The organism is Pseudomonas sp. VEM90 (assembly GCF_054611535.1).
The window spans coordinates 15270-35837 of record NZ_JBTRAR010000011.1 but is presented as its reverse complement, the minus strand read 5'-3'; the positions used below and the strand labels follow the sequence as shown (position 1 = coordinate 35837).

The window sequence follows — 20568 nt, the reverse complement described above, 5'->3', positions numbered from 1 at the left end:
TTATCCAGTCATCGAGAGCGGGTATCATGCCAACCCTTTTTCGAACTCCAAGATTCGGCCCCACAACAGGGATCACCTATGTCGGCGGTACGCATCGGCCAATACACACTACGTAACAACCTGATCCTCGCGCCCATGGCCGGGGTGACGGATCAGCCTTTCCGTACACTTTGCCAGCGCCTGGGCGCCGGTATGGTGGTGTCGGAAATGGTAAGCAGCGACATGAGCCTGTGGAACAGCCGCAAGTCGAGCCTGCGCCGCATCCATGAAGGTGATCCCGAGCCACGCTCGGTGCAGATCGCCGGCGGTGATGCGCAGATGATGGCAGCGGCGGCAAAGGCCAACGTCGACGCGGGTGCCCAGATCATCGATATCAACATGGGCTGCCCGGCAAAAAAAGTCTGCAACAAAGCCGCAGGCTCTGCTTTATTGAGAGATGAAGCCTTGGTCAGCGAGATCCTCCACGCCGTTGTCAGCGCCGTGGATGTACCGGTGACCCTGAAAATCCGCACCGGCTGGGACCGGGCGAACAAGAACGGCCTGAACGTGGCGAAGATCGCCGAACAGGCCGGCATCCAGGCGCTGGCGGTGCATGGCCGCACACGTGCCGACCTGTATACCGGCGAAGCCGAATACGACACCATCGCTGCCATCAAGCAGGCGGTGTCAATCCCGGTTTTTGCCAACGGCGATATCACCTCGCCAGAAAAGGCCCGGGCGGTGCTGGAAACCACCGGGGTCGATGGCCTGTTGATCGGCCGGGCTGCCCAGGGGCGGCCATGGATCTTTCGCGAGATCGAGCATTACCTGCGCACTGGCGAACACCTGCCAGCGCCGCAACTGGAAGAAGTGGAACGCATCCTGCTGGAGCATCTGGCCGCGCTGCATGCCTTCTATGGCGATGTGATGGGCGTACGTATCGCCCGCAAGCACGTTGGCTGGTACCTGGCAACACGACCCGGCGGCAAGGAGTTTCGCGCCCGGTTCAACGCTTTGGAAGACACACAAGCGCAGTGCGCCAACGTTCGCGCGTTTTTCAGCGAACGTCGACAGAGCCTTGAGACAGAGGACGGACAAGGGGTGGCCGCATGACGATGATGACCGAGACATTTGTGAGTGGAACAACGCCCGTGAGCGACAACGCCAACCTGAAACAGCACCTCAACACGCCGAGCGAAGAGGGCCAGACCCTTCGCGACAGCGTCGAGAAGGCGCTGCACAACTACTTCGCCCACCTGGAAGGCGCGACCGTGACGGACGTGTACAACCTGGTGCTCTCCGAAGTCGAGGCGCCCCTGCTCGAAAGCGTGATGAACTACGTGAAGGGCAACCAGACCAAGGCCAGCGAGATGCTCGGGCTGAACCGAGGCACCCTGCGCAAGAAGCTCAAGCAGTACGACTTGTTGTAAGCCAGAATCCCATCCAGAAAAGGCGACTCCCTGAACAGAGGCGCCTTTTTTGCTGACTCCACCGCGTTATTGGAATCCGAAATGACCGACCAGACTACCCGCCTGCCAGTCCGCCGCGCCCTGATCAGCGTCTCCGACAAGACCGGTATCCTCGAATTCGCCCGTGAGCTGCAGCAGCTCGGTGTCGAGATCCTGTCCACCGGCGGCACCTACAAGCTGCTCAAGGACAACGGCGTAAACGCGGTGGAAGTGGCTGACTACACCGGCTTCGCCGAAATGATGGATGGCCGGGTCAAGACCCTGCACCCGAAGATCCACGGCGGTATCCTCGGCCGTCGCGGTACCGACGACGCCATCATGAACGAGCACGGCATCAAGCCGATCGACCTGGTTGCGGTCAACCTGTACCCGTTCGAAGCCACCATTTCCAAGCCTGGCTGCGACCTGCCGACCGCTATCGAGAACATCGACATCGGCGGCCCGACCATGGTCCGTTCGGCAGCCAAGAACCACAAGGACGTGGCCATCGTGGTCAACGCCAGCGACTACGCCGGCATCGTCGAAGGCCTCAAGGCCGGTGGCCTGACCTATGCCCAGCGCTTCGACCTGATGCTCAAGGCGTTCGAGCACACTGCCGCCTACGACGGCATGATCGCCAACTACATGGGCACCATCGACCAGGCCAAGGACACCCTGAGCACCGAGGCGCGCAGCGAATTCCCGCGCACCTTCAACAGCCAGTTCGTCAAGGCACAGGAAATGCGCTATGGCGAGAACCCGCACCAGAGCGCGGCGTTCTATGTAGAAGCCAAGAAAGGCGAAGCCAGCATTTCCACCGCTGTCCAGCTGCAAGGCAAGGAACTGTCATTCAACAACGTGGCCGACACTGACGCCGCGCTGGAATGCGTGAAGAGCTTCGTCAAGCCGGCCTGCGTCATCGTCAAGCACGCCAACCCGTGCGGCGTGGCGGTCGTTCCGGAAGACGAGGGCGGCATTCGCAAGGCCTACGACCTGGCCTACGCTACCGACACCGAATCGGCGTTCGGCGGCATCATCGCATTCAACCGTGAACTGGACGGCGAAACCGCCAAGGCCATTGTCGACCGCCAGTTCGTCGAAGTGATCATCGCCCCGAAAATCTCCCAGGCCGCCCGCGACGTGGTGGCTGCCAAACAGAACGTGCGCCTGCTGGAGTGCGGCGAGTGGCCAGCCGAGCGCGCTGCCGGTTGGGACTTCAAGCGCGTCAACGGTGGCCTGCTGGTGCAAAGCCGCGATATCGGCATGATCACCGCCGATGACCTGAAGATCGTCACCAAGCGTGCCCCGACCGAGCAAGAGATCCACGACCTGGTATTCGCCTGGAAAGTGGCCAAGTTCGTCAAGTCCAACGCCATTGTCTACGCCAAGCAGCGCCAGACCATCGGCGTCGGCGCCGGCCAGATGAGCCGCGTCAACTCCGCCCGCATCGCTGCAATCAAGGCCGAGCACGCTGGCCTGCAGGTGCAGGGCGCGGTCATGGCGTCGGATGCATTCTTCCCATTCCGTGACGGCATCGACAATGCGGCTAAAGTGGGTATCAGCGCCGTGATCCAGCCGGGTGGTTCGATGCGTGATGCTGAAGTCATCGCTGCTGCCGACGAGGCCGGCATCGCGATGGTGTTCACTGGCATGCGCCACTTCCGCCACTAATTACGCGGATCCCGAGGCGAGTCGAGATCCTGTGGGAGCGGGCTTGCCCGCGAATACGATGGTGGGTTCACCGCCGCATTCGCGGGCAAGCCCGCTCCCACAGTGTTCGGCGCAAGCCACGGGATCACTTGAATCGAGGTTTTGACATGAAAGTTTTGATCATCGGCAGCGGCGGCCGTGAGCACGCCCTGGCCTGGAAAGTCGCCCAGGACCCACGCGTCGAGAAAGTCTTCGTTGCACCGGGCAACGCCGGTACCGCCATTGAAGCCAAGTGCGAGAACGTCGCCATCGACGTGTGCGCCCTGGAACAATTGGCCGATTTCGCCGAGAAAAACGTCGACCTGACCATCGTAGGCCCGGAAGCACCGCTGGTTATCGGCGTGGTCGACCTGTTCCGCAGCCGCGGCCTCGACTGCTTCGGCCCAACCAAGGGCGCGGCCCAGCTGGAAGGCTCCAAGGCCTTCACCAAGGACTTCCTGGCGCGTCACAAGATCCCGACCGCCGACTACCAGAATTTCACCGAGATCGAGCCAGCGCTGGCCTACCTGCAGGAAAAAGGCGCGCCAATCGTGATCAAGGCGGACGGCCTGGCGGCAGGCAAAGGCGTGATCGTCGCCATGACGCTGGAAGAAGCCGAAGCAGCCGTGCGTGACATGCTGGCTGGCAACGCCTTCGGTGAAGCCGGTTCGCGCGTCGTGATCGAAGAGTTCCTCGACGGCGAGGAAGCCAGCTTCATCGTCATGGTCGACGGCCATAATGTGCTGCCCATGGCCACCAGCCAGGACCACAAGCGCGTCGGCGACCAGGACACCGGCCCGAACACGGGCGGCATGGGCGCCTACTCCCCTGCCCCGGTCGTCACCGCCGACGTGCACCAGCGCGTGATGGACCAGGTGATCTGGCCAACCGTGCGCGGCATGGCCGAGGAAGGTAACGTCTACACCGGCTTCCTCTACGCCGGCCTGATGATCGACAAGGCGGGCAACCCCAAGGTCATCGAGTTCAACTGCCGCTTCGGCGACCCGGAAACCCAGCCGGTCATGCTGCGCCTGGAGTCGAGCCTGGTACTGCTGGTGGAAGCTGCATTCGCCAAGGCCCTGGACAAGGTCGAAGCACAGTGGGACCCGCGCCCGAGCCTGGGCGTGGTCCTGGCAGCTGGCGGTTACCCGGGCGATTACGCCAAGGGCGACGTGATCAACGGCCTGGACGCTGCCGCCAAGATCGAAGGCAAGGTGTTCCATGCCGGTACTGCGCTCAAGGATGGCAAGGTAACCACCAACGGCGGGCGCGTACTGTGTGCCACCGCCATGGGCAGCACCGTTGCCGACGCGCAGCAGCAGGCTTATCGCCTGGCCAAGGAAGTCAGCTGGAACGGCAGCTTCTACCGTTCCGACATCGGCTATCGGGCCATCGCCCGCGAGCGCGGTGAGCACCAGCAGTAAGTATTACCGGTTTGCCGTAGCTGATTCAGCTTGCGGCATCCGGCTCGTCGACAGGGCCCGGCATGGGCCTTGCCTTCGACTTGGCGCGCCGCGCATAGTGAGTACCCGGCACATCGGCCAAGAAGGGATTTCGTAGTGCGTCGGCTTCGGATTGCCTCAGTTCTGATCGTCAGCTTGCTGACCCTGCTCTGCATGTTTCCGGCTGCGGCCGAACATGACGGTGGCTGGACCGTTCTGCTCGACGAACAGGCCAACCTGCAACTGAGCGATGTGCGCTCCGAGCGCTATCGCAACCAGTTCAGCCCACTGCCTCTCGCCGACCTTGATGCTGCCCCGGCTGGGCAGGCCTTGTGGTTGCACTATCGTCTGGCTCCAGGTGACCAGGAGCAACTGCTGCGGGTATTTGCCCCGGACCTTTCTGGCCTGGACCTCTACGCCCTTGAAGGCGAGCAACTTCTGCGTCAGCTGCACCACGGGCGCCAGGCCGGCAATGCCAGCCCGACCCTGCGCGGTAGCGACCATGTATTGCCCCTGCCCAACAGCAGGCAACCGCTGGACATCTACCTGCGCCTGGTCTCAGAGCACCAGCTGCGGCCGGCCATCAGCCTTGAGCCTGCGGCAGAGGCCGCCTCGGACCAACGCCAGCCGCTGCTGTTCGGCATGCTGTTCGGCGGCCTGATCATGCTGATCATGCACAACCTGATCCGCTTCCTCTACACCCGCTCCAGCACCACCCTGATCCTGGCGCTGTACCACGCCCTGATGCTGCTCAGCGGCCTGATCCTGCTGAACCTCAGCGGCCCCTGGTGGCATGTGTGGCACAGTGCACAAACACCTGCCGCCTACCTGACGCTGGTTCTGGCCGGCTTGTCCGGGTTGTATTTCACTCAACATTTCTTTTCGCCATGCAATTCGCCACGGCTTAACCGCTTGCTGCAGGGTGAGATGCTGATCGTCGGGCTCAGTGGCCTGGTGCTGCTGTTCGTCGATACCCTGCCTCTGAACCTGATGACCTACGCCCTGATGGCGCTGGGCAGCGTGAGCATGCTGCTGGTCAGCAGCTACCACTGGTACAAGGGCTATGCACCCGGACGCCTGTTCAGCCTGGCCATGGTGGTGTTCAACCTCGGAGGCCTGGTACTGCTGCCCGCCCTGCTGGGGCTGACACGCACCTCGACACCCTGGCTGCTGTGTATCCTGCTGGGCCTGACCGTGGTCAGTGGCCTGCTGCTCAACCTGGCAGTCAGTGAACGGCTGCGGCGTATAAGCGAGGAGCGTTTCAGCGCCAGCCGTGCGCTGGCCGCCAGCGATGCGGAAATCAACGCCAAAGCCGAGTTCCTGGCCAAGATCAGCCACGAAATCCGCACCCCAATGAACGGCGTGCTAGGCATGACTGAATTGCTGCTGGGCACACCGCTGTCGGTGAAGCAGCGTGATTATGTGCAGACCATCCACAGCGCCGGCAACGAGCTGCTGACGCTGATCAACGAAATTCTGGACATTTCCAAGCTGGAATCCCGGCAGATCGAGCTGGATGATGTGCAGTTCGACCTTAACGCGCTGATCGAGGATTGCCTGAACATCTTCCGCGCCAAGGCCGAGCAACAGAACATCGAGTTGATCAGCTTCACCCAGCCACAAGTACCGCGGGTCATCAGCGGAGACCCGACGCGCCTGCGCCAGGCCTTGTCGAGCCTGCTGGAAAACGCCCTGAAAAACACCGACCAAGGCGAGATCCTGCTGGTGGTAGCGCTGGATCAACGCGGCGAGGTGCCACGCCTGCGTATCGCCGTGCAGGACAGCGGCGAGCCGTTGCCCGCTGCCGACCGTGAAGCCTTGCTGCAGGCCGAGTTGCACAGCCACCACTTCCTTTCCAGCAACAAGCTGGGTGGCCATCTGGGGTTGGTCATCGCCAAACAGTTGATCGGTCTGATGCAGGGCGAGTTCGGCATCAAGAGCAGCACCGGCATGGGCAATACCCTGTGGCTGACCTTACCGCTGGACCCTTCGCGCCTGGAACAGCCACCGGCGGACCTCGACAGCCCGCTGCGCGATGCCCGCGTGCTGGTGGTGGACGACAACGACACGTGCCGCAAGGTGCTTGTACAGCAGTGCAGCGCCTGGGGCATGAATGTCAGCGCGGTACCGTCGGGCAAGGAGGCCCTGGCCCTTTTGCGCACCAAGGCGCACCTGCGCGACTACTTTGACGCGGTGCTGCTGGACCAGAACATGCCCGGCATGACCGGCATGCAACTGGCCGCCAAGATCAAGGAAGACCCGAGCCTGAACCACGACATCCTGGTGGTGATGCTCACCGGCATCAGCAATGCGCCGAGCAAAGTCATCGCGCGCAACGCCGGGGTCAAGCGAATACTGGCCAAGCCGGTGGCCGGGTATACGTTGAAGACCACCCTGGCCGAGGAACTGGCCCAGCGCGGCCGCGAACAAGCGATGCCTGCCAGCCTGCCTGGCGTCCCGCAGGCGCTGGACCTGCCAGGCGACTTCCGCGTGCTGGTCGCCGAAGACAACAGCATCTCGACCAAGGTAATCCGCAGTATGCTCGGCAAGCTCAACCTCAAGCCCGATACCGCCTGCAATGGCGAAGAGGCCTTGCAGGCAATGAAAACGCAGCATTATGACTTGGTGTTGATGGACTGCGAGATGCCGATATTGGACGGTTTTTCGGCCACCCAGCAGTTACGGGCCTGGGAGGCTGAAAACCAGCGCCAGCGCACGCCGGTGGTGGCACTGACTGCGCACATACTGGCCGAACACAAGGAACGCGCGCGGCTGGCGGGCATGGACGGACACATGGCCAAGCCGGTGGAGTTGTCGCAGTTACGCGAGCTGATTCAATACTGGGCCAATCACCGGGAAGTCAAGGTGGACCCGGCACATACGTCCTGACCGATACCCAATGCTCTTGCAGGAGCGGCCTCGCGAAACAAGGCCGCCCCGGCATAACCCCCAAGGAACAGTGCTCATGCTCCATGAGTTGTTCAGCGTCTACCTGAAAATGCTCGTGCTCTACAGCCCGTTCTTCGTGCTGTCGTGTTTCATCAGCCTGACCCGTGGCCACTCCAGCAAGGAGCGCAAGCAACTGGCCTGGAAGGTCGCGTTCGCAGCCTTGGTCGCCAGCGTGATGCTGTACCTGTTCGGGCGGGCGATCTTCGGTATTTTCGGCATCACCGCCGATGCCTTCCGCATCGGTGCCGGCAGCGTGCTGTTCATTTCGGCCCTGGGCATGGCCCAGGGCAAGCCGGCGGTACAGGCCGACAACGTACAGCAGGATGTGACCATCGTACCGCTGACCATTCCGCTGACGGTTGGCCCAGGCACCATCGGTGCCCTGTTGGTAATGGGGGTGAGCCAGCCGCACTGGGATGAAAAACTGCTGGCCATCGTCAGCATTGCCCTGGCCAGCTTTACCGTAGGCCTGGTGCTGTATCTATCGCACGGTATCGAGCGCCTGCTCGGTGACCAGGGTTTGCAAATTGTCAGCCGCCTGATGGGGCTCTTCGTCTGCGCCCTGGCAGCACAGATCATCTTTACCGGGATTCGCGGCTACCTGCTGCCCTAGGGTACAGAACCAAAGCTGTCCGGACCGGTAGGCCGGAGGCCTACAACTGCAGCTCAAGGATAGCCTTGCCATTTTGCTTGTCAACGCTGGCCTGGGCCCGCTTGCGGTAGTCTTCGCGAAACCCCTGCAAGTTGAAGTGGATCACTTCGACACGCATGTCCAGGATTTTGACTTCACTGTTCAACTGCATGAACAAGAAGCCCTTGGAAGTCTTTTTCATCGACATTTCCATGTGAACCAACACCATGTCGATGAAGCCGCTCGACTGCTGGGAGCAAGGCAGCAACTGAAAGCGTCCGACCGCTTTGGAGACTGCCCTGGATTCAAACGCGGTCAATGCCTGGCTGTCATTGCGCAGTGCCTGAAGCGACGACTGGGCAGATTGATGATGACCGGCGGAGCCTTTCTGACGAACCTGGGCAAGCGCCTGCTCGGCAAGGCTGGTCCTGTCCGGCCCCGGTCGAGTCGCCGTGGGCGCGAGCTTGCCATCAAAGCCCAGAAACGCAAGGTTACGCCAGTAGTTCCTGAACCAGTCCGGCTCCAGGCCTTCGTTAAAGTCCCCCCAGGCTACTTGCTGGGCAAACGCATTGGCCAACAGGATGTCGTCACGGGCTTCGCGGCTAACACCTGGCAAGAATGACAGCAGGCTGCTGTGGACGAGTTTGCCACTGGCGGCATCTTGATTGAACTCACTCATTGTCGACTCCTGATGTTGTCGCAAGTTTGACCTGGCTGCGATACTGCAATTGCTTGACCTTGATGGAATCATGCAAGCCTGCACTTATCGAACTGATCACTTTTCCATGGGTGAAATAATTGGCGTCGAACTGCTGAGCGGGATGGGCGCTTGCAAGTTCCAGCGGCTGCCACAGCCAATCCATCGCCACATGCTCTGCTGTGCTAAAGCCCAACGCGGTACTGATAACGCCGGAATCAGCCAGTATCAGGCGCAACTCCATACGTACATGGCTCACGCCTTTATCGTCCGGGGGCCGAACACACTCCACCCATAACAACTGTTCAATAGCGCCGTCTGGCTGGGCGGCGTAAGCGTCGAGGCATTTGGCTACCGGCCCCTGAAGGGCGCTTGGCAGAGCTGCCAAGAGATTGATCCGCAGCATCTTCCACGGTTCACAGGCCACTGCGGATACAGCAGGCGCGGCGCCGGAATGCAAGGTCGCGACAGTGCAGCCGAAGTTACCCTGAATTCGCAGATATTCCTTGTGCCACACAGCGTCCTGAATGGCGTGACCCTTGTTAGCAGTCAGGTAGGCTGCCAGCTGAACATCCAACAACGCTTCTGCTCGTGAAGCACTGACGGAGTTGTCGATCAATACCAGGCTATTGCCGTTCAACCACAAAGTGTAATTGGCGTGCATCAGTATGCCCTCCAGGCCCGTCGACGCCGTGTCGACAGGCCAACTTCATAGTCAGAGTTCCAGTGCCAGCAGAACCTGCAGGGCATTGTCGTCAAGTTTGGTTTCTACAATGGCGCGAATTTTGTCGTATCGGCGGCTATCGAAATTCAACACTGCACCACAGGCAAAATTGGAGGTGCCGCTGCTTTCCCACTTGGCCAGAAGATAGTTGGCAGCCTTGTCAGGCTTGGCGTCGGTCTGGATTGCACTGACAAGCATCGCCACCTGCCCTTCGCCGGTTTGCTCGCACTTGACCAGGCTCAGCTCGGTTCGGTCATCTTCCACCGACTTGCGGTCGAGCAACTCGACGTTTTTGGTGCTGGCGGCCAAGGCTGAAACAACTGTTTTGCCGAGATTGTCCAGGGCGGTTGCCACATCGCCAGTGAAAACGCCATATGCCGCCTGCAAGCCCTTGCCCAGCAGGTTGCTGATCTCAAGGTGCATATTGCGTTCAGTGAGCTGCTGTACGTCGACATTGGTTGACGCCCAGCCCATCTTGGACATCAGGTAGATGTAGTGCTTGAACCAGAGCTGCGTCTCACGGACAGGATCATGCTGCCTGTTGGCACCTTGCGTTGCCAGGGCATGACAAGCTTTTGCAGCATCGCGGTTTTGCTCACCCATTTGGTCGGGGAACACGAACAGATTCTTGTCCGGCAGAACCTGAAGCTGCAGCTTCTCTTTATCGGTCGTCATGGGAAGGTCTCCAGGAAGGGTACGGTTGAAGCCAAATGGCTCCAGCCGCAAACCTACCTGTGCCCTTTGCATCAATCTGCCACGAAGCAGTTCCTCACCTGCCCGGGCTTCCGCCGCTTACGGCTTTGCGCCATACCAGCGCGGGGTATACACCCAGAGCCCGCCAGCTGCGCGGTCGAACGTGCAGGTAGTGGAAGATCCAACCAGTACCATCGTGCGCATGTCGACCATTTCTGGCAGCAGCTCGGCCAGGGTGACGACCTTCAGCGTCTGCCCCGGCCTACCGATGTCACGGCCAAGGACTACAGGCGTGTTCCCGTCACGGTGTCGGCGCACAACCTCCAGGGCCACACCGAGCTGGTGCGGCCTGGCCTTGGAGATCGGGTTGTAGAAGGCCAGCACCAGGTCGGCCTGGGCAGCCAGGTCCAGGCGTTTTTCAATGATCGACCAGGGCTTGAGGTTGTCCGACAGCGACATGACGCAGAAGTCATGCCCCAGCGGTGCCCCCGCCTGGGCGGCGGTTGCCAGCGAGGCTGAAACCCCCGGCAGGATCTGCAGGTCGACGCGATGCCAGGCGGGGTCACTGGATTCGTGCAGCGCTTCGAGCACCGCAGCAGCCATGGCGAAAACGCCCGGGTCACCCGACGACACCACCACCACCGAACGGCCTTGGGCTGCCAGTTCGAAAGCATGTCGGGCGCGCTGCATCTCTTCGCGGTTGTCGGTGCAGTGCAGCACCTGGTCGCTGCGGAACGGGCCAGCCATGCGCACGTAAGTTTCGTAACCGAGCACATCTTCGGCCTGCGCAAGTTCGGCCTTGACTGCCGGCACCATCAGTTCCGCCGCACCTGGGCCAAGGCCGATGACCGCCAGGCGACCGCGACGGCGGCCGACCTGCGCTACGTCGACCGGGGCAGGCGCCACCGCGACTACGACTTCTTCAATCGCTATCAACTCGGCATCGGGCACCGCCGCAGCGACCATGCTGGCCACATCGCCTAGGCGGGTGGCGAAGCGCAAAGGGACGCCCAGAGCCTGCGCAGCTTCGTGCAACGCGCTGTCGGCCATGGTTCGCTCGTCTGCCAGCACGCAGGCTACCGAGGGCTCGGCGATACCGGCCTGCTGCAGTGCTGCGCGAATGCTGTGCAGATTGCCACCGGCAACGCCCACCACCACCAGGCGCGGGTAGATCAGCAGCTCGTCGCGGTTGGCCGGGCGCGCCTGATGCCCCACATGGATGGTGCGCTGCGCCGCTTCGCTTGCAGGCAACTGCGCCAACTGCAGCCACGGAGCGTTACCTTCGATACGCAGAGTCTCACCCGCCAGCAGGTCGGATACAAAGCGTTTGCCTTGCTCGATGTCGGCCAATGCATAGCCCTGCGGCGGGTTCAGCAGGCAAGTACCGAAGCGCAGCTCGCCACTGGTGGTAATGGCCGCGGAAACGCCCAGCGCGTCAGCGATTTCACGCGCCATCACATTCACTCCGCCGAGGCCTCCGAGCAACGGCACTACCGCGCTACCATCCTCGGCCACGGCCAGTACTGGCGGCTCGCTGCCCTTCTCGCTGAGCAGGCTGGCCAGGCTGCGGATGACGATACCCGCGGCGCACAACGCGATGATCGGCGTGTCTTGCTGGTACAACCCGCGCAGGGTATCGCCGAAGGACGCGTACGACTGGTCCGCACCCTCGACACGCCCCTCAAGGCCATGGATCGTGGCCTGTGGATAACAAGCCTGGATACGCTGCGCTGTCGCAAGGCTGCCCGGGCCGAGAATGACGATGGCCGGTGCCTTGTGCATGTTCAGCCCTGCCATTTTTCCCCCGGCACGATAATCAGCGAGAAGTAGGGCGACGACTGCGGGTCGACCTGGTCCAGCGGCACGATCTTCTGGTTGGCCATGGTCGCCCGCTCCACATACAGCGCACGCCGATCCAGGCCCAGTTCGGCCAGCACTTCGCGCACCTTGGGGAAGTTGCGTCCAAGTTTCATGATCACCGCTGCATCGGCGTCGGCCAGACGGCGCTTGAGCTCTTCGGCGGGCAACACGCCAGACAACACCGACAGGCTCTGGTTGCGGTACACCAGCGGTGCCCCCAGCACCGAAGCACCACCGAGCATCGAGCAGACACCGGGAACCACTTCGGCCTCGTAGCGCTGCGCCAGGCGGTCATGCAAGTACATGTAGGAGCCATAGAAGAACGGGTCGCCTTCGCAAATCACCGCCACGTCGCGGCCGGCATCCAGATGCTCGGCCACCTGTACGCTGGCTTCGTCGTAAAAGTCGCTGATCACTTGCTCATAGGACAGCGGCGCCGGCAGTACTTCGGTGGTGACCGGGTAGACCAGCGGCAGCAGGGTCTGCTCGGGCTGCAGATGCGCCTCGATAATGCCGAAGGCATTGCCACGCTTGCCCTTGGCCACGAAGTAGCCGACCACCGGCGCCTCACGCAACAGGCGCAGGGCTTTGAGGGTAATCAGTTCAGGATCGCCAGGGCCCACGCCCAGGCCAAGCAGCCGTCCACGCGGGGCCATCATTCCACCTCCGTAGCCAGGGCGTTGACCGCCGCAGCGGCCATCGCGCTGCCGCCCAGGCGGCCTTGCATGATCACGAACGGCACGCCACGGCTGTCGGCGGCGAGCATGGCCTTGGACTCGGCAGCGCCGACGAAACCGACCGGGAAACCGAGGATCAGCGCCGGTTTGGGCGCGCCGGCATCAAGCATTTCCAACAGGTAGAACAGCGCGGTAGGGGCATTGCCGATGACCACCACACTGCCTTCCAGGTGCGGGCGCCACAGTTCCAGGGCTACGGCGGAGCGGGTGTTGCCGGCATCTTTGGCCAGGCCCGGCACGCTCGGGTCACGCAGGGTGCAGATGACTTTGTTGTCGGCTGGCAGGCGGGCCCGGGTGATGCCTTCGGCCACCATGTGCGCATCGCACAGGATCGGCGCGCCGTTGAGCAGCGCCTCGCGCCCGGCCCGGCCGGCACCTTCGGAGAACTGCAGGCCATCGATGGCGTCGACCATGCCACAGGCGTGGATCACGCGCACGGCGAGCTTTTCAAGGTCTGCGGGGATCCGCTCGAGTCGGGCTTCCTCGCGGATGATCCGGAAGGAGTTGCGATAGATCTCCTGACCATCGCGGATGTAGTCAATCATCAAGGTGCTCCGTCGGCAGGTCGAGCATGGCGCCTGCTTCATTCAAGGTAAGGTCGGTGGCGCGCAGGGCACCGAAACCCGGCTGGCGCGCATCACGCAGGTACAGGTCGTAACGGCCCGGGGAACGGGCCAGCAAGGTGGCCGGGGCAACATGGGCCACAGCACAGGAACGGGGGCAGCCAGACAGGTGCACGCTGGCCGGCACGCCAGGGCCCAGCAGCGCGGCCAGGACAACCGCGTCGGCCTTGGTCTCGGCAAGGGCCTTGGCGCAGCCGCTGGCACCGGTGCAGGCGCTGATACGCGCCAGGGGTTCATGGTCGTGGCACAGCAACCCCAGCGCAGACAGTTCGGCCAGGGCCTGATCGAGGTGTTGTTCTTGCAGGTTGGTCAGCACCAGGCTTTGCCAAGGGCTAAGGCGCATGCTGGCATCGCCCAGTTCACGGGCAATACGTGCGGCACCGCGCAGCATCGCGGGGGTCAGGCGGCCTTGCGGCGGGGCGACGCCAAGGGCAATACCCTGCGCCTGGGGCAGCCTGCCCAACCACGAGGCGCGGTGCTGTTTACGCCGCCATGTGAGCACGGCGGCATCGCGGCGGATGTCCAGACCGAGCCCAGCGACAAAATCGGCTGTCGGGTACACCTCAAGCAGCTGGCGCATGCGCGTCTGCGTCGGGGATGCCAGATCGAGGAAGCGATCCAGCACGGCGCGCACCAGCATCAGGCCCTGCGCCAGCGGCACCGCACCGAGCGCCTGGCCCTCTGCCGGGCAACCTGCCAGGCCAAACACCAGCCAGGTCTGCTGGTCCAGGTGCAGGGGCGACAGCCACAGGTCATGAGGGTGCTCGAGCATCGCCAGGCGCTCGCCTGCATCCAGCTGCACAGCAAACTTGGCCGACAGCTGGTGAAAGCGCGGAGTACCTTCCAGCAGGTGGAGGATCTGCCCGGCCAGCGGCCTGGCGTCCAGCAGCATGAGCGGATCATGCCCGACCAGCGGGCTGAGCATCAGGTTGCGCACATCGTCACCGGCCGCCTCGCGTGGGCCCAGGCCAGCAGCGAGCAAGGTGTCGACCAGGGCACGGTGCTCGTTACCGATGCCGCGAATCTGCAGGTTGCCACGGTTGGTAGCCTCGATCACACCGCCAGCAAAGCGCTCGGCCGCCGTCGCCACGACTTCGGCCTGATCGGCCAGCAACAGGCCGCCTGGTAGCTTGATACGGCAGATGCCGCCATCACGGGCACTGACGATGCGCCACAACCCCGGGCAGGCCGAGGGGCGAGGGATGACAGTGGGGGCTTCGGCCTGGGTCAATGGGGTGTCCGGCAATCTGTGAAAGTGCGCTTGAGTGTAGAAGGCGCGGTATTATGCCTGCTTTGTCCGGCGGCATGAAAAGCCGGTGGTCGAGCACCCTCGGCGATCAAGTAGAAATTCAGGACCGCGTCGCCTTCTTCGCGGGCTCGCCCGCTCCCACAGGATCACTGCAGGCCGCACATGCTGCACTGTATCTGTAGGAACGGGCTTGCCCGCGAAGCGGCGCGAAGCGGCCCCAAAAATGGCGGATTGAAATACATGACACCCTGGCTGACGGTAGTAGGCATCGGCGAAGACGGCTTCAGCGGCCTGGGCAAACAGGCCCGGCGCGCACTGCTTGGCGCTGGGCGGGTCTTCGGCAGCCCGCGCCAGTTGGCCTTGCTGCCACGTTGCGTGACCGCTGAACAACTGGCCTGGCCCAGCCCGTTCTCGCTGGCCCCGGTGTTGAGCCTGCGTGGCGAGCCGGTGTGCGTGCTGGCCAGCGGCGACCCCATGTTCTACGGCGTCGGCGCCAGCCTGGCACGCCAGGTGCCCGCTGCAGAAATGCGCGTGCTGTCGATGCCCTCTTCCTGCGCCCTGGCTGCTGCCCGCCTGGGCTGGCCACTGCAGGACCTGCAGGTGGTGTCGCTGGTGGCCCGCCCCCTGGCAGCGCTCAATGCCCACTTGCACAGCGGCATGCGCCTGCTGGTGCTGAGCAACGATGGCGATAGCCCGGCGGCAATTGCCGCGCAGTTGCGCGAGCAAGGCTTCGGCCCAAGCCGCCTGCAGGTGTTCGAGCACCTGGGGGGCGTGAACGAACGTGCACTGGCCGGCACCGCCCAGGACTGGCCGCACACCGGTATCGCGGCGCTCAACCTGGTAGCCATCGAATGCCTGGCTACGCCCGATGCGCCCCGCCTGCACCGGCTGGCCGGGTTGCCAGACGCCGCATTCCGGCACGATGGCCAGTTGACCAAGCGTGATGTCCGCGCCATCACTCTGGCGCGCCTGGCACCGCAGCCTGGCGAACTGTTGTGGGATGTGGGCGCGGGCTGTGGCTCGATCGGCATCGAATGGATGCGCGCCCATCCGGCATGCCGGGCCCTGGCCATCGAGGCCGACGAAGGTCGCCAGGGTTTGATCGAGCATAACCGCGATGCACTGGGTGTACCTGGCCTGCAACTGGTTCGCGGCAAGGCGCCAGCGGCGCTGCAAGGCCTGGAGCAACCGGATGCGATCTTCATCGGAGGTGGCGTTACCCGCGAAGGTGTACTGGACCTGTGCTGGGCAAGCCTGCGCCCCGGCGGCCGCCTGGTGGCCAATGCCGTCACCCTGCAAAGCGAACTGGCCCTGGCGCACTTTCGCGAACAGCACGGTGGTGAGCTGACCCGCATCCATGTCGCGCATGCCCAGCCCTTGGGTGCGTTCGACACCTGGCGCCAGGCACTACCGATCACCCTCCTGGAAGTATTGAAACCCGCCGATGCGTGAAGAAACCCGCGAACAACCCGCGCCTCTGCGCAGCGGCCTTACCACCGGCAGCTGCGCCACCGCTACCAGCCTGGCAGCGGCCAAGCTGCTGCTCACCGGGCAGCGTGACGATGCGGTGGACATCACCCTGCCCAAAGGCAAGGTCGTGCAGATGCGCCTGGAGTTCTGCCGCCTGATCGGCGAGTGCGCCGAAGCCGGCACGCTCAAGGATGCGGGTGACGACCCGGACGTGACCCACGGCGCCCTGCTCTATACCCAGGTGCGCCTGCTGGCGGAACCTGGCATTGGTTTTGTCGCCGGCAGCGGCGTGGGCACGGTGACCCGGCCAGGGCTGGTGCTGGCGGTGGGTGAACCGGCCATCAACCCGGTGCCTCGGCGCATGATCAGTGAACACCTGCAACGCCTGGCCGACGCGTGCGGCTACCTTGGCGGCTTCGAGGTCACGGTCAATGTGCAAGATGGCGAGCAACTGGCCCTGAAAACCATGAACCCGCGCCTGGGCATCCTTGGCGGGCTGTCGATCCTCGGCACCAGCGGAATCGTCCGGCCGTTCTCCTGCGCAGCCTACATTGCTTCGATCCACCAAGGCATCGACGTGGCCCACACCAACGGCTACACGCACATCGCCGCGTGCACCGGCAATGCCAGCGAAGACACCATGCGCCGCGTCTACGGTCTGCCGGAAATCGCCCTGATCGAAATGGGCGATTTCGTCGGCGCGGTGCTCAAGCACCTGCGCAAGGTACCGGTGCCGCGCCTGACCCTGTGCGGCGGCTTCGGCAAGATCAGCAAACTGGCCGCCGGGCACATGGACCTGCACAGTCGTCACTCCAGCATCGACTTGCCGCAACTGGCCGGTTGGGCCGCAGACATTGGCGCTGACGAGGCGTTGCAGGCTGCCATCAGCGGCGCCAACACCAGCCAGCAAGCGCTCGCTCTGGCTCATGCGGCCGGCATTGCCCTGGGTGACGCGGTGTGTGCCCACGCCCTGGCCTTCGCCCGTAGCGTCGTGCCGGCGCAGGTGGAAGTGGAAGTGTTCGCCATCGACCGCCAAGGCGGCATCGTCGGCCAGGCGGGTGTGCAATGACTGCGCGCATCCTGTTGCTGGGCGGGGTCACTGAAGCCCTGGCTATCGCCCGCCGGCTCGGGCCTCGACATGTCTACAGCCTGGCTGGCATAGGCCGCGTGCCGCAGGGCCTGCAATGCCAGGTGCGGGTCGGGGGCTATGGCGGTGTCGAGGGCCTGACCCGCTACCTGCGCGAAGCGGGTATCACCCTGCTGATCGACGCCACCCATCCCTATGCCGCGCAAATCAGCCGCAATGCCGCCAGCGCCGCACGCAACGCCGGCATCCCGTGCTGGGCCTTGCGTCGCCCCGCCTGGCAGGCACAAGCAGGCGACGACTGGCGAGAAGTCGAGGATTGGGCAGGGTTGATCGAAGCACTGAAGCCGTTCCGCAGGCCGCTGTTCACGCTGGGGCGTGAGCCGCTGCAGCACCTGGACGAGATTCCGCCGGAGCAGTTCTGGACCCTGCGTGCGCTGGAGGCATGCCCTGGCAACGAGCGCTGTGAAGTGATTGGCGCACGTGGGCCGTTCCATATCGAGGATGAGCGGGCGTTGTTCCAACGCCGCCACATCGATGTGCTGATCAGCAAGAACAGCGGCAGTGTGGCGACCGAGCCGAAGCTGGAAGTGGCGCGGGAGCTTGGCGTGCCGGTGCTTGTCCTGAAACGTCCGGCGCTGCCGGAGGTGGACCGGACATTCGACTCACTGGCAGATCTGGCAACAGCGCTCGCTCTCTAGGCGCTGACCTTTCGCGCCCCAAGGCGCTCCTACAAAGATTTCAGACTTTTCTTCCAACTTACCAAGTGGCCCGTTGCTGCCCTGCTGCCTTAAACTCAACGCCCCTCCCCCGGAAGGTTTCACCCATATGGAAATGCAATGGTGGATCTGGCTGGTCTTCGGCATCGCGCTGATCCTGCTTGAACTGGTCCTGCCAACGTTCTTCGTACTCTGGTTCGGCATCGGCGCCGTGCTGGTCTCGCTCATCTCGCTCGCCGCACCCAGCCTGCAACTGGACATGCAAATCCTGCTGTGGGTGCTGCTGTCGTCGGCCACCACCGTGCTGTGGTTCAAAGTGTTCCGGCGCAAGCAGCCGGATGTGCGCTGGACCGCCGACAGCGTGATCGGCGAAGTGGGCCTGCTGACCGCTGCCGTGTCGGAGTTTCAGAAGGGCCGCGTACGCTTCCAGAAGCCGATCCTCGGCAACGAAGAGTGGACCTGCGTCGCCGATAGCCAGATCGCCGTCGGCGAACGGGTACGCCTGACCGCCATCGAGGGGAACACCGCCCGCGTTATCCGGGCCTGAATCCGCATTAAAAGGAATTTTGCAGCATGACCAGCCTCATCGTCGTCGGCGCCATCGCCCTGTTCGTCCTGATCACCGTGTTCAAGGGGGTGCGCATCGTGCCCCAGGGCGAGGAGTGGATCGTCGAACGCCTGGGCCGCTACAACAGCACCCTCAAGCCGGGCCTCAACATTGTCATCCCCTACATGGACGTGGTCGCCTACCGCCTGCCGACCAAGGACATCATCCTCGATGTGCAGCAGCAGGAAATCATCACCAAGGACAACGCGGTAATCGTCGCCAACGCCCTGTGTTTCGCCAAGGTAGTCGACCCGCAGAAAGCCTCGTATGGCGTACAGGACTTCTCCTTCGCCGTCACCAGCCTGACCATGACCTCGCTGCGCGCCATCGTCGGTGCAATGGACCTCGACGAGGCGCTGTCCAGCCGCGAGCAGATCAAGGCCCGCCTGCGCGATGCAATGTCCGAGCAGACCGAAGACTGGGGCGTGACCGTGCGCTCAGTGGAAATTCAAGACATCAAACCTTCGGAAAACATGCAACTGGCCATGGAACGTCAGGCCGCAGCCGAACGTGAGCGCAAGGCCGACGTCACCCGCGCCGAAGGGGCCAAGCAGGCAGCAATCCTCGAAGCAGAAGCGCGCCTGCAGGCGGCCAGGCTGGATGCCGAGGCACAGATCAGCCTGGCCGAGGCCTCGGCGCGGGCGATTTCGCTGGTGAAGGAAGCGGTGGGCAACGAGACCGTACCGGCCATGTACCTGTTGGGCGAACGCTATGTGGGCGCGATGGAGAACCTGGCGGGCAGCAGCAATGCCAAGGTGGTGGTGTTGCCGGCTGACCTGCAAGAAACCGTGCGCGGGTTGATGGGCCGCAACAAGGTTTGAGAGTGTCGGGGGCGCTTTGCGCACCTATCGCGACACAAGGCCCCACAGGACAGCGCAGTATTCGAGGCTGCCGCAATTCTGTGGGAGCGGCCTTGTGTCGCGATGGGCTGCACAGCAGCCCCCATTACGAGACCACCTGCGTCACTTCACCGCACCCCGGCATTTTTACCTATACTCCGCCGTACAATAGCCACCACGATTCCTGACCGGATCTCTCCATGCCCCCACGTCGGCACATTGCCTGGATAGCCTGCCTTGCAGTGCTGTTCAACCTGCTGGCCATGCCGCTGTCCTCTGCTGCGCCCAAGGGCCCGGCCGAGCAGCTGCTGTGGGGGGCTTTCTGTTCCAGCATGGCCAACAAGGGCAACGTCGACGTACAGGCCCTGGCCAAGATCGACCTCGGCCCACAAAGCGACGACAGCGTCGGCATGATGAACTGCTGGTGCTGCTCCGGTGCCGTGCCGCTGCTGGCCCTGCCCGGCTACCCGCCACAGTTGCACAACCCGCCGACACTGCTCGGCGGGCTGCTGCCGCCACCTGCCAAGTACCAGCCTACGCCGCGCCAGCTCTGGCCTGGGCTAAACCCTCGTGCCTCTCCGCTAGCCTGAGTTCATCACGCTGTCTGCCTGAACCAGAACGGAAACGGAGATTCACCATGCTCAAGCACGCCCTCGTCATGGCCGCCCTGCTGCTGCCTGGCGCCTTTGCCAATGCCCACGAATACCGCGTGGGTGACCTGCATATTGCCCACCCGTGGTCGCTGCAACTGCCACCCAACGCGCCTAATGTCGCCGCATATTTCGTGGTGCACAACAATGGCCAGGCCGATGACCGCCTGCTCAGCGTCGACAGCCCCATCAGCGATGACGCGCAACTGCATGAGCATGCCATGAGCGCCAGCGGCGCCATGAAGATGCAACAGGTGCCCAGCGTGGTAGTGCCTGCCGGCAAGGACCTGACCTTTGCCCCCGGCGCGTACCACGTGATGCTGATGCAGCCCAAGGACCGCAGCCTGCTCAGCGACGGCAAGCGCTTCCCGTTGACCCTGCACTTCGAAAAGGCCGGCGATATCACCGTCGAAGTGGCCGTGCAGAAGCAGGCGCCAGCGGACCAGTCGCAAGCCCACGAACACGCACACTGACACCT

At 63.3% G+C, this 20568-nt stretch carries 20 protein-coding genes; 13 read left to right on the top strand and 7 right to left on the bottom strand.

Annotated features, from left to right (window positions below):
- Nucleotides 1-78: 78 nt before the first annotated feature.
- From dusB to ACYCCG_RS12480, 6 genes are all read left to right on the top strand, one after another.
- A complete protein-coding gene (dusB, locus tag ACYCCG_RS12505; RefSeq protein WP_176683196.1) occupies nt 79-1092 on the top strand; it encodes a tRNA dihydrouridine synthase DusB in 1014 nt (337 codons plus the stop codon).
- The gene (gene fis / locus ACYCCG_RS12500; RefSeq protein WP_012274390.1) at nt 1089-1409 is read left to right on the top strand and encodes a DNA-binding transcriptional regulator Fis; all 321 of its coding nucleotides are present in this window, start codon (nt 1089-1091) and stop codon (nt 1407-1409) included. Before dusB ends, fis begins: the two co-directional genes overlap by 4 nt.
- 81 nt (nt 1410-1490) lie before the next feature.
- A complete protein-coding gene (gene purH / locus ACYCCG_RS12495) occupies nt 1491-3098 on the top strand; it encodes a bifunctional phosphoribosylaminoimidazolecarboxamide formyltransferase/IMP cyclohydrolase (RefSeq protein WP_003249687.1) in 1608 nt (535 codons plus the stop codon).
- A gap of 146 nt (nt 3099-3244) precedes the next feature.
- Nucleotides 3245-4540, top strand: a complete 1296-nt coding sequence (gene purD / locus ACYCCG_RS12490) for a phosphoribosylamine--glycine ligase (RefSeq protein WP_003249685.1) — start codon at nt 3245-3247, stop codon at nt 4538-4540.
- Between the two features lie 135 nt (nt 4541-4675).
- Nucleotides 4676-7447: a hybrid sensor histidine kinase/response regulator gene (locus tag ACYCCG_RS12485; RefSeq protein ID WP_209963208.1), complete on the top strand. Its 2772-nt coding sequence runs from the start codon at nt 4676-4678 to the stop codon at nt 7445-7447.
- 76 nt (nt 7448-7523) lie between these two features.
- Nucleotides 7524-8120: a MarC family protein gene (locus ACYCCG_RS12480; RefSeq protein WP_014592545.1), complete on the top strand. Its 597-nt coding sequence runs from the start codon at nt 7524-7526 to the stop codon at nt 8118-8120.
- Nucleotides 8121-8160: 40 nt separating this feature from the next.
- Here ACYCCG_RS12480 and ACYCCG_RS12475 read toward each other — a convergent pair whose 3' ends face one another.
- From ACYCCG_RS12475 to cobG, 7 genes are all read right to left on the bottom strand, one after another.
- Nucleotides 8161-8817 carry a hypothetical protein gene (locus tag ACYCCG_RS12475; RefSeq protein WP_459670596.1) on the bottom strand — a complete coding sequence of 219 codons (657 nt, stop codon included), beginning with the start codon at nt 8815-8817 and terminating at the stop codon, nt 8161-8163.
- Nucleotides 8810-9499, bottom strand: a complete 690-nt coding sequence (locus ACYCCG_RS12470) for a hypothetical protein (protein WP_209963206.1) — start codon at nt 9497-9499, stop codon at nt 8810-8812. The genes ACYCCG_RS12475 and ACYCCG_RS12470 overlap by 8 nt, the downstream gene beginning before the upstream one ends.
- Nucleotides 9500-9550: 51 nt before the next feature.
- Nucleotides 9551-10234, bottom strand: coding sequence for a hypothetical protein (locus tag ACYCCG_RS12465; RefSeq protein ID WP_176683192.1), 684 nt, complete (start codon nt 10232-10234; stop codon nt 9551-9553).
- 117 nt (nt 10235-10351) lie between these two features.
- Nucleotides 10352-12049 (bottom strand): precorrin-3B C(17)-methyltransferase, encoded by a 1698-nt coding sequence (gene cobJ / locus ACYCCG_RS12460; protein WP_459670593.1) that lies wholly within the window; start codon nt 12047-12049, stop codon nt 10352-10354.
- Complete coding sequence (locus ACYCCG_RS12455) at nt 12037-12768, bottom strand: precorrin-2 C(20)-methyltransferase (RefSeq protein ID WP_209969711.1); 732 nt, start codon at nt 12766-12768, stop codon at nt 12037-12039. Before ACYCCG_RS12455 ends, cobJ begins: the two co-directional genes overlap by 13 nt.
- Entirely contained in the window at nt 12768-13394 is a 627-nt protein-coding gene (locus ACYCCG_RS12450; protein ID WP_003257545.1) for a precorrin-8X methylmutase, read from the bottom strand. The genes ACYCCG_RS12455 and ACYCCG_RS12450 overlap by 1 nt, the downstream gene beginning before the upstream one ends.
- Entirely contained in the window at nt 13387-14718 is a 1332-nt protein-coding gene (gene cobG, locus ACYCCG_RS12445; RefSeq protein ID WP_209963193.1) for a precorrin-3B synthase, read from the bottom strand. The genes ACYCCG_RS12450 and cobG overlap by 8 nt, the downstream gene beginning before the upstream one ends.
- Before the next feature lie 243 nt (nt 14719-14961).
- On the opposite strand from cobG, the gene cbiE reads away from it, so the two are divergent.
- The 7 genes from cbiE (at nt 14962) to ACYCCG_RS12410 (ending at nt 20563) form a co-directional block, all read left to right on the top strand.
- Nucleotides 14962-16173, top strand: coding sequence for a precorrin-6y C5,15-methyltransferase (decarboxylating) subunit CbiE (cbiE, locus tag ACYCCG_RS12440; RefSeq protein ID WP_176683189.1), 1212 nt, complete (start codon nt 14962-14964; stop codon nt 16171-16173).
- Nucleotides 16166-17260: a cobalt-precorrin-5B (C(1))-methyltransferase gene (locus tag ACYCCG_RS12435; RefSeq protein ID WP_209963191.1), complete on the top strand. Its 1095-nt coding sequence runs from the start codon at nt 16166-16168 to the stop codon at nt 17258-17260. Before cbiE ends, ACYCCG_RS12435 begins: the two co-directional genes overlap by 8 nt.
- Nucleotides 17257-17976: a cobalt-precorrin-6A reductase gene (locus ACYCCG_RS12430; RefSeq protein WP_339444040.1), complete on the top strand. Its 720-nt coding sequence runs from the start codon at nt 17257-17259 to the stop codon at nt 17974-17976. The genes ACYCCG_RS12435 and ACYCCG_RS12430 overlap by 4 nt, the downstream gene beginning before the upstream one ends.
- A gap of 127 nt (nt 17977-18103) precedes the next feature.
- Nucleotides 18104-18541, top strand: coding sequence for an NfeD family protein (locus tag ACYCCG_RS12425; RefSeq protein ID WP_209963183.1), 438 nt, complete (start codon nt 18104-18106; stop codon nt 18539-18541).
- A 26-nt stretch (nt 18542-18567) separates the two neighbouring features.
- A complete protein-coding gene (locus ACYCCG_RS12420) occupies nt 18568-19422 on the top strand; it encodes an SPFH domain-containing protein (protein ID WP_176683185.1) in 855 nt (284 codons plus the stop codon).
- 218 nt (nt 19423-19640) lie between these two features.
- Nucleotides 19641-20030: a DUF2946 domain-containing protein gene (locus tag ACYCCG_RS12415; protein WP_209963180.1), complete on the top strand. Its 390-nt coding sequence runs from the start codon at nt 19641-19643 to the stop codon at nt 20028-20030.
- Nucleotides 20031-20077: 47 nt separating this feature from the next.
- Complete coding sequence (locus tag ACYCCG_RS12410) at nt 20078-20563, top strand: copper chaperone PCu(A)C (protein WP_209963177.1); 486 nt, start codon at nt 20078-20080, stop codon at nt 20561-20563.
- Nucleotides 20564-20568: the final 5 nt, after the last annotated feature.